This window comes from Pseudomonas sp. AC211 (assembly GCF_979258055.1).
In genome coordinates, this window is the sequence record NZ_OZ409830.1 from 1,377,357 (window position 1) to 1,391,357 (window position 14,001).

General features: G+C 59.5%; 12 protein-coding genes and 2 pseudogenes. 8 read left to right on the top strand and 6 right to left on the bottom strand.

The annotated features are described in order from the left end of the window. Positions 1-152: 152 nt before the first annotated feature. From ACZZZP_RS06710 to ACZZZP_RS06725, 4 genes are all read right to left on the bottom strand, one after another. Positions 153-800 (bottom strand): 7-cyano-7-deazaguanine/7-aminomethyl-7-deazaguanine transporter, encoded by a 648-nt coding sequence (locus ACZZZP_RS06710; RefSeq protein WP_463382209.1) that lies wholly within the window; start codon positions 798-800, stop codon positions 153-155. A 111-nt stretch (positions 801-911) separates the two neighbouring features. After that, entirely contained in the window at positions 912-1,232 is a 321-nt protein-coding gene (locus ACZZZP_RS06715) for a hypothetical protein (RefSeq protein WP_122496797.1), read from the bottom strand. Then, complete coding sequence (locus tag ACZZZP_RS06720; protein ID WP_463382210.1) at positions 1,229-1,777, bottom strand: thiamine pyrophosphate-binding protein; 549 nt, start codon at positions 1,775-1,777, stop codon at positions 1,229-1,231. The genes ACZZZP_RS06715 and ACZZZP_RS06720 overlap by 4 nt, the downstream gene beginning before the upstream one ends. Beyond that, positions 1,774-2,967, bottom strand: a complete 1,194-nt coding sequence (locus ACZZZP_RS06725; protein ID WP_463382211.1) for a PepSY-associated TM helix domain-containing protein — start codon at positions 2,965-2,967, stop codon at positions 1,774-1,776. Before ACZZZP_RS06725 ends, ACZZZP_RS06720 begins: the two co-directional genes overlap by 4 nt. Positions 2,968-3,349: 382 nt before the next feature. Between ACZZZP_RS06725 and ACZZZP_RS06730 the strand changes: the two genes are divergently transcribed. Next, entirely contained in the window at positions 3,350-3,685 is a 336-nt protein-coding gene (locus ACZZZP_RS06730; protein WP_463382212.1) for a hypothetical protein, read from the top strand. 355 nt (positions 3,686-4,040) lie between these two features. Here ACZZZP_RS06730 and rne read toward each other — a convergent pair whose 3' ends face one another. Next, positions 4,041-7,238, bottom strand: coding sequence for a ribonuclease E (gene rne, locus ACZZZP_RS06735; protein WP_463382213.1), 3,198 nt, complete (start codon positions 7,236-7,238; stop codon positions 4,041-4,043). Between the two features lie 570 nt (positions 7,239-7,808). Here rne and rluC point away from each other — a divergent pair. Genes rluC through ACZZZP_RS06750 form a run of 3 tightly spaced genes read left to right on the top strand, consistent with a single transcriptional unit; the run spans position 7,809 to position 10,402 of the window. Further along, positions 7,809-8,762, top strand: coding sequence for a 23S rRNA pseudouridine(955/2504/2580) synthase RluC (gene rluC / locus ACZZZP_RS06740; protein ID WP_463382214.1), 954 nt, complete (start codon positions 7,809-7,811; stop codon positions 8,760-8,762). Then, positions 8,755-9,459, top strand: a complete 705-nt coding sequence (locus tag ACZZZP_RS06745) for an HAD-IA family hydrolase (RefSeq protein WP_463382215.1) — start codon at positions 8,755-8,757, stop codon at positions 9,457-9,459. The genes rluC and ACZZZP_RS06745 overlap by 8 nt, the downstream gene beginning before the upstream one ends. After that, positions 9,440-10,402, top strand: a complete 963-nt coding sequence (locus ACZZZP_RS06750) for a S49 family peptidase (protein ID WP_463382216.1) — start codon at positions 9,440-9,442, stop codon at positions 10,400-10,402. Before ACZZZP_RS06745 ends, ACZZZP_RS06750 begins: the two co-directional genes overlap by 20 nt. 114 nt (positions 10,403-10,516) lie before the next feature. Here ACZZZP_RS06750 and ACZZZP_RS06755 read toward each other — a convergent pair. After that, positions 10,517-11,096, bottom strand: a pseudogene (locus tag ACZZZP_RS06755) (Maf family protein). A gap of 105 nt (positions 11,097-11,201) precedes the next feature. Here ACZZZP_RS06755 and ACZZZP_RS06760 point away from each other — a divergent pair. From ACZZZP_RS06760 to fabD, 4 genes and pseudogenes are all read left to right on the top strand, one after another. Continuing rightward, positions 11,202-11,729, top strand: coding sequence for a YceD family protein (locus tag ACZZZP_RS06760; RefSeq protein WP_463382218.1), 528 nt, complete (start codon positions 11,202-11,204; stop codon positions 11,727-11,729). A gap of 12 nt (positions 11,730-11,741) precedes the next feature. Next, entirely contained in the window at positions 11,742-11,924 is a 183-nt protein-coding gene (gene rpmF / locus ACZZZP_RS06765) for a 50S ribosomal protein L32 (RefSeq protein ID WP_108097406.1), read from the top strand. Between the two features lie 3 nt (positions 11,925-11,927). Next, positions 11,928-12,940 (top strand): annotated as a pseudogene (plsX, locus tag ACZZZP_RS06770) (phosphate acyltransferase PlsX). Between the two features lie 116 nt (positions 12,941-13,056). Further along, positions 13,057-13,995: an ACP S-malonyltransferase gene (gene fabD / locus ACZZZP_RS06775; RefSeq protein WP_463382220.1), complete on the top strand. Its 939-nt coding sequence runs from the start codon at positions 13,057-13,059 to the stop codon at positions 13,993-13,995. The last annotated feature ends 6 nt before the right edge of the window (positions 13,996-14,001 follow it).

The window sequence follows — 14,001 nt, forward strand, 5'->3', positions numbered from 1 at the left end:
TTTAGGATTGTGCACAAAATTTATGGGCGGGCCAAAAGCGCGCGGCTGGCGAAAAGCCATGGTCGAGACGCAAGGAATCGAGGCTAAAGCCTTTCCCACAGTGACCGCTCGGACCTGTAGGAGAGGCTTTAGCCTCGATAAGAGCGCAGGATTTAGCGGGCCGGGCGGCCCGCAAGTACGCGCAAGATGGCATTGAGCAACACGCCATACAGCGGCACGAACAGCAGCAGGCTGATGGTCAGCTTCACGCCGTAGTCGACCGTGGCGATTTCCACCCAGTGCTCGGCCATAAACGGATTGCTGCTGTGCCAGAAGGCGACGGCGAAGAACACGAAGGTGTCGAGCAGGTTGCCGAAGATGGTCGACACCGTGGGCGCCACCCACCATTGGCGCAGTTGGCGCAAACGGTCGAAAACCTGAATGTCGAGAATCTGCCCGAGGGCGTAGGCGAGGAAGCTGGCCAGCGAAATGCGCAGCACGAATTCGTTGAATTCCAGCAGCGCGTTTACGCCGCGAAAGCTGGCTTCCTGAAACAGCACCGAGACGATGTACGAGACCACCAGAGCCGGCACCATCACCTGAGCGATTACCAGGCGCGCCGGACCTTTACCAAGCAAGCGCACGGTGAGGTCGGTGGCCAGGAAAATAAACGGGAAACTGAACGCGCCCCACGTCGTGTGCCAGCCGAACAGGGTGATCGGCAGCTGCACCAGGTAGTTGCTGGCAATGATGATGACGATGTGGAACAGCACCAGAAACGTCAGCGCGCCACGCCGACGGTCGGCAGAAATCAGGGACATAAGCAGGACCTTTTTGATCGATGGGGTTAGGGAACCCATGGAAACGGCGCGCATTCTACCTGCTGCGCGCACCGTGTGCTTACTGGCGTCGGACTCGGCTGATGGGTGGAGTTATGGCGCTGGGATGTCGGTGTGATCGACCTCTACCGTATGGCCAGGACCCAGTTCCATCAGCACGTAAAACTCGCCATCGGGGCGGGGGAAGGTGAAGCTCGAATCCTCGCCCAGCTTGCCGGTGATCAGTGGCTTTTCATCGTAGCCAATCACATCCAGCGCGGCGCCGGGCAGGGCGGTGCCGTCTGACAAACCGCCGTTGCACCGCACTTGCCCGTCGGCCACAGGCTGGCACTGGCAATACAGACCATGGGCTTGCGTGTGGGGGCTCAGGCCGAGTGCAAGGCTGGCGAGTAGCAAAGGCAGGGCGCGGTTCATGGGCGGGCTCCGGGTTGGCGTTCTAGCCAACTCACCAGTGAGGGCGAGGCGGTGGCGAGTGGGATGGCGGTCTGGTGCACGCTGCCGTCCCAGCCTTCGACGGTCAGCCACAACTCGCTGCCGGCCGTGGTGTTGCGCGGCACCACCACTTCGGCCATCAGCCGGTACGGGCTGCCCGACAGCAACGCGCCGGCGGTGCGCAAGCTGCGCGGTTTGCCGATGCGCAAGTAAGCCGCTTTTACCTGCGGCAAGCAGCGCTCACACAGCGCAACGGTGAATTCCTTCATGTTGCCGGCCTGGCCTTCGGCTTCCGGGTCGCCGATGTGCCACTCGGCCACACGGGCAGACCACGGACCGAGGGTGAACTCGCCGATGTCGCGCTCACCCAGCCCTAATGTGCCGCGAAACATCGCCGCGTTTTGCAAGTAAGCGGGCATGAAACCCAGCGGAATCAACACCAGCAAAATATTCAGATGAAAGCGGTATTTGTGCCACAGGCGCTGCAGGGCTGGTTGGCGGCGTGGCGCAGTGATGGCTTTGTTCATGGCTGCACCTCCGACGCCGGGGTAAGCGTGGCGGCAGCATCCGGACGAACCCGCTGCGTTCGTTTGGCCAGGTTGGCGGTGGCTTGCACGGTGCGTTTACTCCAGATCAGCAAGCCGCTGAGCACCATCATGCTCAGCACCAAACCGAAGAAAAACCAGATCAGTTTGATCCATATCCCGCCGAAATCGCCGGTGTGCAGTGGGCGCATCGACTCGGTGACGAACTCCAGCGCGCTGCGGTCTTGCAGCAAATTGGCACCGGCTACCGCGCCGGTGTACGGGTTGATCTCGGCGGTTTGATACATCAACGGATACCAGCCGCGCCCGCCGACGCTGTAATGGCTGAAGGCGTCTTCGGGCAGGGTGATAAAGCTGATGTCGAGGCCGGGAATTTGCGACGCGGCGATGGCGGTGATTTGATCCAGGCTCAGTTGCGGCGGCGCCAGGCCGTCTGCGCTCACGGGTACGTCCTGGCGGGAGACAAAAGCGGGCGGGCCTTCGCTCGAGATCGAGATGTGCAAATCGGACAGCAGCGCCTGGATCAGAAACCAAGTGCCGGTGATGGAAATGACCGCGATAAACCAGATCGACCAGATGCCGCTCAGGCGATGGAAGTCGCCCCAGAAAATTCGCGCGCCTTGGTTAAAACGCAGGCGCGGGGTGAAGAAGCCTTTCCAGAAGCGCTTGTACACCACCAGCCCGGTGATCAACGACACCAGCATTGGCAGGCCGAGCAGCGATACCAAATACCAGCCCCAGCTATAGCCATTGGTGAACGGCACCAGCCACCAGCCGTGCAGCGCGCGGGTGAAGGCGCTGAAGTCGAACGTTGGGCTGACGCCCTGAATCGCTCCGCTGTAAGGGTTGATATACAAACGGTAGGTGCCGCCGCCCGGTTCGCTGACCTGGGCGGTGAGCGCGAAATGCGATTCGTCCGGGGTGGCCAACCATTCCACCGCCAGCTCTGGCCGCTCTTTGTGGATGGCGGCCAATACCTGGCCGTAGCTCAACGGCTGGGCGTCGTCGTTCGGTTGGCTGGCGCGGATGTCCGGGTTGGCCAGCCAGACAATTTCCTGGCTGACCACCGCCAGGGTGCCGGTGACGCAAACGATCAGCAGGAAAAACCAGATCGGCAAGGCCAGCCAGCTGTGCACGAGAAACCAGGTTTTTGCGCGGGTTTTTTTCGACATAAACAAAAAGGGCTTAACTGGAGGAAAGGACCAGCGCTACACAGCGCTACGAAAACGCAGGGGCGGAAAGTCGTGGTTTCAGACGTCCCTATGTACAAGACGGATAGCGTGGGCAAAACCCGCACCGGCAGATGCAAGAAAATGTGTCCAGCGTGGCGAGGCAGAAGCGGGACGGAAAATTTTTCGACCTATCGTCAGAATCTTTTGCGGTTTTTTGCCGGCTCATCCGTCTTGTTAATAAGGCGCCACATTTTTCCACGAGCGCCAGGGTCAAGGAGTTGCACATGAAACGAGTGAACAGACCGAACGAGGGCAGGGTGGCTCTGGCAATGGCGAGTGGATACGACGTGGCGATGTCTTTCAGCAAACGCGAGGTTCAACCATGAACCAACCTCAAATGGCGCGCCTGAGCAGCTTGCCCGCTCAACACAGTAACCAGCGCTTTAAACGCATCCTCGGCGCCGCCGGGCTGAAATGCAGCCAACCGCGCTTGAAGATTCTCGACGTGCTGTGTGAAAGCACCGAGCGAGGCCAGACGCTGACCTTGCAGGAAATGCATGCGAGGCTGATCGACGCCGAAGTGCCGATCTCCCAGCTCTGCCTGAGCCAGGCCCTGCGCCGCATGTGGCAGGGCGGGCTGGTGTGTCGCAATGACGAGCATGGGTATGCGCTGGTAGCGGATGCGTTGGATGGTGCGCAGCAGCGCAGGGCGGGGTGAGGGCGTTTCTCGCCTGGGTTTGCTTCGCTTCTATTCGATGTATCGGCAATCAGATTTTTTGCGGGGAAAGCGCAACCCGCTCAGCCACCACCGTCATCCCCGCGTACGCGGGGATCCAGGCTCGATCAGGCGTACCGCAGCGGTGAATTTTTGACCCGTTTTTACTGACGCCAGGGTTTAGCGAAACGGGTTGCAAGTACCGTCCGGCTCGCGATTCTGATTCCCGCGTGCGCGGGAATGACGGTGATACGCAGACAAGCTGAGTACTTTCGAGACCTGGTTGCTCTCAGCGAACAATAAAAAAGGGATGCCATTTGGCATCCCTTTTTCGTACAACGCTAATCAGCGCGAAGGCTTAAACGAGCGGTTTGTTCCCGTTCTTGTCTTCTTCATCGGATTTCCCGGCAACTTCTTCCTGCGCTGCCGGTAGCTCGGCGCTGGTTTCGTCAGCCTGGGTTTCCTCGACGTTGCTGTCAGCAATCACAGCCGGCTCAGCCACGTGCACCGGAGCAGGCTCGGCCGCGTCGTCCTGTTTGGCTTTTTCTTCTTCCACGGTGTGCTCAACATCGGCAATCGCGTGAGCGGTAATGCCAACGGGCTCGGCGGCGGCAACGGCGTCAACCACCGATGCCGATGCTTCTTGAGCTTCCTTAGCCAAGCGCTCGGCTTCACGCTGACGGCGACGCACTTCGCGTGGGTCGTTCGGCGCGCGGCCATTGCTGGTCACGACGGGAGCGGGCTCGGCTACCACTTCGGCAACTACGGCCACTTCCACTGCTTCAACTACAGGAGCCGGAGCGGTTTCCGCTGGAGCGGGAGCAGCCTCGGCGGCCGGAGCAGCTTCAACTACAACCGGTGCTTCGTAAGCCGGTGCTGAAGCGGCAGGCGCTTCGTTGACGCTCGCCTCTACAGGCGTGGTGCCTTCAACGGCGCTGGCTTCAACCACGGCGGGTTCAGCTACAACCGGTTCAAATGCAGGCGCTTCATCGACCGCTTCAACCGCAGGTGCTTCAACCACAGCAACAGGTTCGCTGTGCTCGGTCGCGGCGGCTTGCGGCTCGCTTGCGGGCTCAACCGGTGCAGCTTCAGCGGTGTGCTGGTCTGCAACGATTTCGCTGACAGCCACGGCGGCGGCCGCAGCTACGGCAGTGGCAACTTCAGCGGCAGGCGCTTCGGCACGCTGAGCTTCAGCGTTGCCGCTGGCTTCTTCGTTACCTTCTTCGCTGCCTTCGATGATGTTGCCGTTGGCATCACGCTGACGCTCACGACGGTTGCTGCGACGGCGCTGACCGCGCGAACGGCGACGTGGACGGTCACCGCCCTCGGCATGTTCCTGGTCGTCGTCGTGCTGCTCGTCGGTGTTCAGCAACTCTTCTTCGCTACCGGCGGCATCAGCGACAGGGCGCAGTTGGCGTTCTTCACGAGGCGCTCGCGGCTGACGCTCTTCGCGCGGTTTGCGCTCAACGCGCTCCTCGCTCGGCGTTTCCTGACCTTGAGCGTCCAGCGGCTCACGCAGTTCGCGTTGTGGGCGATCTTCACGTGGGGCGCGGTCTTCACGCGGTGCACGTGGCTCACGCGGTTTGCGCTCTTCACGCGGGGCGCGAGGTGCGCGCTCTTCACGGGGAGCCTGGTCTTCACGCGGCTCACGGGGCTCGCGGGCTTCGCGCGGTGCGCGTTCTTCGCGGGGCTCGCGCGGTGCACGTTCTTCGCGTGGGCCACGGTCTTCGCGCGGCTTGCGCTCTTCGTCACGACGGCCGCCACGGTTGCGGTTCTGCTGACGACCGTTGCGACGCTCATCGCTGCGCTGAGGGCGGTCGCCAGTGGTTTTCTTCTCAACAACAACCGGCTTTTCTTCTTCCTTGCCGGCGAACAGGCTGACCAGCGACTTCACCAGGCCACGGAACAGGCTTGGTTCAGCGGCGGCAACAGGTTGCTCGGTAGCGACAGGCGTCGGTGCGGCGCGTTGCGGGGTGGCCTTGATGGCGGCTTCCTGGCGAACCAGGGTGCGAGTCGCAGCTGTTTGCGCGACTTCTTCCACTTCGGCGGCAGCCATTTCGTAGCTCGACTGGGAGGTCTGAGCTTCAGGGCTATCGTCACGGATTCGCTGCACTTCGAAGTGCGGCGTTTCCAGATGGTCGTTCGGCAGAATCACGATGCGGGCGCGAGTACGCAGTTCGATTTTGGTAATCGAGTTGCGCTTCTCGTTAAGCAGGAACGCAGCAACCGGAATCGGCACTTGAGCGCGAACTTCGGCGGTGCGGTCTTTCAGAGCTTCTTCTTCGATCAGGCGCAGAATTGCCAGCGACAGCGACTCAACGTCACGGATGATGCCTTGACCGTTGCAACGCGGGCAGACGATACCGCTGCCTTCGGCAAGGGAAGGGCGCAGACGCTGACGGGACATTTCCAGCAGACCGAAGCGCGAGATGCGACCCACTTGAACACGGGCGCGATCTGCTTCGAGGCTTTCGCGGACTTTCTCTTCCACAGCGCGCTGATTTTTCGCAGGCGTCATGTCGATGAAGTCGATAACGATCAGGCCGCCGATATCACGCAGGCGCAGTTGGCGCGCGATTTCTTCAGCGGCTTCAAGGTTGGTTTGCAGCGCGGTTTCTTCGATGTCGCTGCCTTTGGTGGCGCGCGCCGAGTTGATGTCGATGGACACCAGGGCTTCGGTTGGATCGATGACGATGGAGCCGCCGGACGGCAACTTCACTTCACGCTGGAAGGCGGTTTCGATCTGGCTTTCGATCTGGAAACGGTTGAACAGCGGCACGCTGTCTTCGTACAGCTTGATCTTGCTGGCGTACTGCGGCATCACCTGGCGGATAAAGCTGAGCGCTTCTTCCTGAGCTTCGACGCTGTCGACCAATACTTCGCCGATGTCCTGGCGCAGGTAGTCGCGGATGGCGCGAATGATGACGTTGCTTTCTTGATAGATCAGGAATGGAGCGGAGCGGTCCAGCGATGCTTCTTTGATCGCGCTCCACAGTTGCAGCAGGTAATCGAGGTCCCATTGCATTTCTTCGCTGCTGCGGCCAAGCCCGGCAGTGCGCACGATCAGGCCCATGTCGCTTGGCGCGACCAGACCGTTCAAGGCTTCACGCAGTTCGTTGCGCTCTTCGCCTTCGATGCGGCGCGAGATGCCACCGGCACGCGGGTTGTTCGGCATCAGCACCAGATAACGACCGGCCAGGCTGATAAACGTGGTGAGGGCGGCGCCCTTGTTACCACGTTCTTCTTTTTCAACTTGAACGATAACTTCCTGGCCTTCGCTCAACACTTCTTTAATGTTGACGCGGCCTTCAGGTGCTTTCTTGAAGTATTCGCGGGAAATTTCTTTGAGGGGCAAGAAACCGTGGCGCTCGGAGCCGAAATCAACAAAAGCGGCTTCAAGGCTAGGTTCGATGCGGGTGATTTTGCCTTTGTAGATGTTGGCCTTTTTCTGCTCACGAGCGCCCGATTCAATATCGAGGTCGTAGAGTTTCTGACCATCTACCAGTGCGACACGCAACTCTTCAGGTTGAGTCGCGTTAATCAGCATTCTTTTCATGTAGTACCGTCGGTTTCCGGGCTGCCGGAAACGGCGTTCGGCACACACGACTCTCAGGGTCGGTGTCAGGGCTCGTCAGAAACGGTTGTAAGTCGTTCCATGTCTAACAACGCCGGCCAACGGGGCCGGGGTGGCGACAGACGTCTCCTGCTTGCTGTTGTGAAACAAGCACTTGGTCAGGAGGAGGAATCAACCATCGGTAGCGGACGAAATAACACGTCTTCTAAAGCTACGCAGTCCGAGGTTGTGCATCTCCACCCTACACGTATCGCTGAAAATCGGGTGCCGCTCGCAGAATCTGCAGCGGGTTGGCATTTACCGCTAACTTCCCCGAGGGTAGTTAGCGCGTCATGGCTCAAGGCGTTATTTCCGGAATATTCGTGGCCCTTTTCAGCCATCTATCTTTGAATATTCCGTGGGACGGCCTTACGTCCAGAATTACGTTGCACACGGGAGGGGCTTGCAAAGGTGGGCAAACATCCGCAACCGGGCCGCTTTTGGCGGCGTTCGGGACTATAGCAGCAATGATTAAGTGCTTCAAATCAATAAAAAATTGTTATGATCGCGGCCATGACAGAACCCACCCCTCCGACCTCCGGCGTCCAGCTGCTCGAGGTTGAACCGGAACTTGCCGGTCAGCGAATCGATAACTTTCTGCGCACTCGCCTCAAAGGAGTGCCGAAAACCTTGATTTACCGAATTTTGCGTAAAGGCGAAGTTCGCGTGAATAAAGGAAGGATCAAACCCGAATACAAATTGCAGGCAGGCGACATCGTTCGCGTGCCGCCTTTGCGCTTGTCCGAGCCTGATGAAGAAGTGCCGCTGGCGCAGGGGCTGCTGCAGCGCCTGGAAGCGTCGATTGTGTTCGAAGACAAAGCCCTGATCGTGATTAACAAGCCGGCCGGCATCGCCGTTCACGGCGGCAGCGGCTTGAATTACGGGGTGATCGAGGCCTTCCGCCAGTTGCGCCCAGACTGTAAGGATCTTGAGTTGGTGCACCGGCTGGACCGTGACACCTCTGGCCTGCTGATGATTGCCAAAAAACGCAGCATGCTGCGCCATCTGCATGAGGCGCTGCGCAAAGACGGCGTCGACAAGCGTTACATGGCGTTGGTGCGCGGGCATTGGGCGACCGCGAAGAAGCAAGTGAATGCGCCGCTGCTCAAGAGCAACCTGCGTTCCGGTGAGCGCATGGTGGAAATCAACGAAGAAGGGAAAGAGGCGCTGACGCTGTTCCGCGTGCTGCGCCGCTTCGGCGAATTCGCCACGTTGGTGGAAGCCAAGCCTGTAACTGGCCGTACCCACCAGATTCGCGTGCATGCCAAACATGCCGGGCATTGCATCGCAGGCGACTCCAAATATGGTGACGACGATTTCACCCGCGAGATCCGTGATTTGGGTGGGAAGCGTCTGTTCTTACACGCCTATGAATTGCACGTGCCGCTGCCTGAAGGTGGCGTATTGAAGTTGGAAGCGCCGGTCGACGATATGTGGCGCAAAACCGTGGAGCGTTTGAGTGTCTGATTACCAGCTGCTGATCTTCGACTGGGACGGCACTCTGGTGAATTCCATCGGTCGTATCGTGGCAGCGCTGCACCAGGCGGCTCGCGAATGTGATTTGCCACCGCGCAGCGACACCGAGTTGAAAGCCATCATTGGCTTGGGTTTGCCCGAAGTAGTGGTGGCGCTGTATCCCGATCTAAAGGATGCAGATTTAGCCCATCGCTATCGCCAGTCCTACAGCGAGAACTACCTCAAGCTTGAATCAACCCCGTCTGCGCTGTTTCCCGGCGTGGCGGAGGCGATGACGGCGTTTCGTGAGGCCGGGTATCAACTGGCGGTAGCGACAGGGAAAGGGCGGCACGGCCTTGACCGTGTGCTGGCCGATCAAGGTTGGAGCGAGTTTTTCGACATCACCCGCTGCGCCGACGAAACCGCGAGCAAGCCGGAGCCGCTGATGCTGGAACAGATTCTTGCGTTTTGCGGTGTGCCGCCGGAGCGCGCCTTGATGGTCGGCGATTCGGTTTTTGACCTGGAAATGGCGCGCCGGGCTGGTATGGATTCGGTGGCTGTTGGGTACGGTGCGCAAACGCTGGAAACGCTGAGTCAGTGTGGTCCGCGACTGAAGATCGAACATTTTTCCGAGCTGCGCGCCTGGTTGGAATCGCGCGACGCTCGACCAACGCTAGGGGCGAGTGAATATGTCGAACGAGTTGAATGACGACAAAAGCTGGAAGTTGCTGGAGAAAACCCTGCTGGCCAGCGTGCAGGAACAGCGTCGGGCTCGGCGCTGGGGCATTTTCTTCAAGGCGCTGACCTTTATTTATCTGTTTGGGGCCCTGGCGCTGTTTTCGCCGGCGCTGAATTTTTCCAAAAGCGGCGGCTCGCGCAGCGCGGCTCATACCGCAGTTATCGAAATTCGCGGGATGATTGCGGACCAAGAAGCGGCCAGTGCCGACAATATTGTCGGAAGCTTGCGCTCTGCCTTTGAAGATGCGAATACCAAGGGCATCGTCCTGCGTATCAACAGCCCAGGCGGCAGTCCGGTGCAGTCCGGTTATGTTTATGACGAAATCCGCCGTCTGCGCGGTGAGCACCCGGACATCAAGGTGTACGCCGTAATCGCTGACTTGGGTGCTTCAGGTGCGTATTACATCGCCAGCGCCGCTGATGCGATTTATGCCGATAAGTCCAGCTTGGTTGGCTCGATTGGGGTGACGGCGGCGACGTTCGGCTTTGTCGGCACCATGGAAAAGCTCGGCGTTGATCGCCGTGTTTACACCTCAGGCGAGCACAAGGCATTTCTCGATCCGTTCCAGCCGCAGAAGGCACAGGAAACTGAGTTCTGGCAGGGCGTGCTGACCACCACGCACAAGCAATTCATCGCTGCTGTGAAGCAAGGTCGTGGTGACCGTTTGAAAGACGCTGAGCACCCGGAGCTGTTTTCCGGCTTGATTTGGAGTGGCGAGCAAGCGCTGCAGTTGGGCTTGATCGATGGCCTGGGCAACACCAGTTCCGTAGCGCGTGACGTGATCGGCGAGAAGGAATTGGTGGATTACACCGTGCAAGAAACGCCGTTCGACCGCTTCGCCAAGAAGTTGGGCGCCAGCGTGGCGGAACATGCCGCCATGTGGATGGGCTTTTCCGGGCCGACCTTGCGCTGATCGCTAACGCTTCTTGTGCATTAATCGCGGCTGAAGCCGCTCCTGCAGTGACTTCGGTTTCCGTGGGAGCGACTTCAGCCGCGATGCTTTTCAAACCCTATATAAAGGAAGGCGTTAGGGAATGCTCACGCCTTCCTTCAGCAGCATGTCCACCAGGCGAATCAGCGGTAAACCGATCAGGCTCGTCGCGTCGCTGCCTTCGGTGGCGCGGAAAAGGCTAACGCCCAGTCCTTCGGCCTTGAAGCTGCCGGCGCAGTCATACGGCTGCTCTGCTTCCAGGTAACGCGTGATGCGCTCAGCGTCGAGCTCCCGAAAGTGCACCGTGAACGGCACGTGGTCGACCTGGCAGATTCCGCTTTCGCTATTGAGCAGGGCCAGTCCGGTAAGAAATGTCACGCTCTTACCGCTGGCGTTGCTGAGTTGGCGATGGGCGCGAGCGAAGTCGTGGGGTTTGCCGAGCACCTCATCACCTAGTACGGCCACTTGGTCCGAACCGATAATCAGGTGGTGCGGATAGTGCTCGGCAAGCGCTCTGGCTTTTTGTTCCGCCAGGCGCAGCACCAGAAGCTTGGGGTGTTTCGTCGGGAAGGCGCGTTTCGTCGATATCCGGGCTCGCACATGTAAAGGGCAAGCGAAGTCGGGACAACAGCTCGCGACGGTAGGCAGAGCTTGAGGCGAGGAGGAGCGAGGGCATGGCTATTCCTTTGTAATCGCTGCGATTCTACTCAGCCAACCCCTTGGCGCCCAGGCTGAATTTCCCTTTGACAGAGCAGGGGTGCATCCCTAGAATGCTGCGCCTATGTTGAATGGCCCGATTCCTCCTCACGTTGATCCGCGCAAACTGGCAGATCGTGGTGCCACCCTTGAAGGTGAGCTGCCGCTAGCCAGTTTGCAGCGTCTCTGCGATCCGCTTTCCGACGATGTCGGTGTCGTCCGTGCGAAGTTTGTTTTCGAACGCGATGAGCGCAGATCGCCAGTGATGCATAGCTCGATCGACGTTGAGGTCAAGATGGTTTGTCAGCGTTGTCTGGAGCTGGTCGCCCTGCCTATACACAGCGAGTGCAGTTACGCTGTGGTGAAAGAAGGTGGGAATACCCAGTCTGTGCCGCAAGGCTACGACGTGCTGGAATTGGGTGAGGATCCATTGGATCTGCCGGCGTTGATCGAGGAGGAGCTGTTGCTCGCCTTGCCCATCGTCCCTATGCATGATCCAGAAGATTGCCAGCAACCGGCAGGCCTTGAAGAGCCTGAACCGAGCGAGGACGAGGTATCGCGGTCCAACCCGTTCAGTGTATTGGCACAGTTAAAGCGTGACCCAAACGTTTAGGAGTTATTAATTATGGCTGTTCAGCAGAACAAAAAATCCCGCTCCGCACGCGATATGCGTCGTTCGCACGACGCTCTCGACGCTGCAACTCTCTCCGTAGAGAAGAGCACCGGTGAAGTTCACCTGCGTCACCACGTATCGCCAGAAGGCGTATACCGTGGCCGTAAAGTGATCGACAAGGGCGCTGACGAGTAATCCTTGTCCGCTCCGATCATCGCGATTGACGCAATGGGTGGGGACTTCGGTCCCCACAGCATTGTTCCAGCCTGCATTGCTTGCTTGGCTGAATTCCCCCTCGTTACACCTGGTCCTCGTCGGCCAAACCTCTTTACTGAATGAACTCATCGCACGCCATCCGGCTGTCGATCGCGCTCGTCTGCATCTTGAGCAGGCCAGCGAGGTCATCGCGATGGATGATCGTCCTGCCCAGGCGTTGCGCAGCAAGCCCGACTCTTCAATGCGCGTGGCGCTGGAGTTGGTGCGAGACGGTCGCGCGCAAGCGTGCGTCAGCGCCGGCAATACTGGCGCGCTGATGGCGTTGTCGCGTTATTTATTAAAGACGCTGCCCGGTATCGACCGTCCGGCAATGATGACGGCCATCCCAACCCAGCGCGGCCATTGCCAGTTGCTGGACCTGGGCGCAAACGTCGATTGCAGCGCTGAACATCTTTACCAGTTTGCCGTGATGGGCGCCGTAGCGGCCGAAGCGCTTGGTGTAGTGCGTCCTCGCATTGCGCTATTGAACGTGGGCACCGAAGACGTCAAAGGCAATCAGCAGGTGAAACTGGCGGCGAGTCTTTTGCAGCCGGTCGCTGAATTGAACTACATCGGTTTTATCGAGGGCGACGGCCTGTATCGTGGCGAGGCGGATGTAGTGGTTTGCGACGGTTTTGTTGGCAATATTCTGCTGGAAATCCAGCGAGGGGCTGGCGTCGATGATCTCGGCGCGGATGGAGGCGCTGTTCAAGCAGAACCTCGGCTCTCGACTGATTGGATCGCTGGCGTTACCTGTCCTCAAACGGTTGCAAGGCGAACTTGCGCCCGCGCGACATAACGGCGCCAGTTTTCTCGGTTTGCAGGCCATCGTGGTAAAAAGCCATGGCGCTGCAGGGCCAGAAGGCTTCGAAAGCGCCATTCGCCGAGCGGTCATGGAAGTACGCGAAGATCTACCCCAGCGCCTGCATGGGCGTCTCGAACATCTGTTGTTGTAATGCGTAACCGCCGATGTGACTGCAGTCGGTGGCCTGTCATCCAACTGTCAGTTTGTTAGGCACGACTTGCTCGTGCGTAATTCTCCCGACGATAAGACCATTAGGGACCGTTCAACATGTCTGCATCCCTCGCATTCGTCTTCCCAGGCCAAGGCTCACAGTCTCTGGGAATGCTGGCCGAGCATGGCGCACAGCAACCGCTGGTGCTTGATACCTTTGCCGAAGCTTCTGAAGCTTTGGGTTATGACCTCTGGGCGCTGACCCAGACCGGGCCTGAAGAAAACCTCAATCAAACCGACAAAACCCAGCCCGCCATTCTGGCCGCTTCGGTTGCGCTGTGGCGTGTCTGGTTGGCCGAATCCGGCGCGCGCCCGGCATTTGTCGCCGGGCACAGTCTGGGCGAGTACTCGGCGCTGGTCGCCGCTTGCAGCCTGGAATTTGCTGATGCGGTGAAACTGGTCGAACGTCGTGGTCAGTTGATGCAGAAAGCGGTTCCGGCCGGGCAGGGCGGCATGGCAGCCATTCTCGGGCTGGAAGATGCTGACGTCTTGGCGGCTTGCGCCGAAGCGGCGCAGGGTGATGTGGTTAGCGCGGTGAACTTCAATGCGCCAGGCCAAGTGGTAATTGCCGGCTCGGCTGCAGCGGTGGAGCGCGCCATCGAGGCGTGCAAAGCCCGTGGCGCCAAGCGTGCAATGCCGTTGCCGGTCAGTGTGCCGTCGCACTGCGCGTTAATGCGTCCGGCGGCCGAGCAGTTCGCCGAGTCGGTTACTGCCATCGCCTGGAAAGCGCCGCAAATTGCGCTGGTACAAAACGTCAGCGCGGCCGTGGTCGACGACCTGGAAGTGCTCAAACGCGACTTGCTTGCCCAGCTTTACAACCCGGTTCGTTGGGTTGAGTCCATCGTGCGGCTGTCCGAGGCGGGCGTGACCAATCTGGTCGAGTGCGGTCCTGGCAAAGTGTTGTCGGGTTTGAACAAGCGCTGCGTCAAAGGCATCAACACTTACAATCTCGACACCCCAGACGCCTACGCCGCCACCCGCGCGGCGCTGGCCTGATTAGGA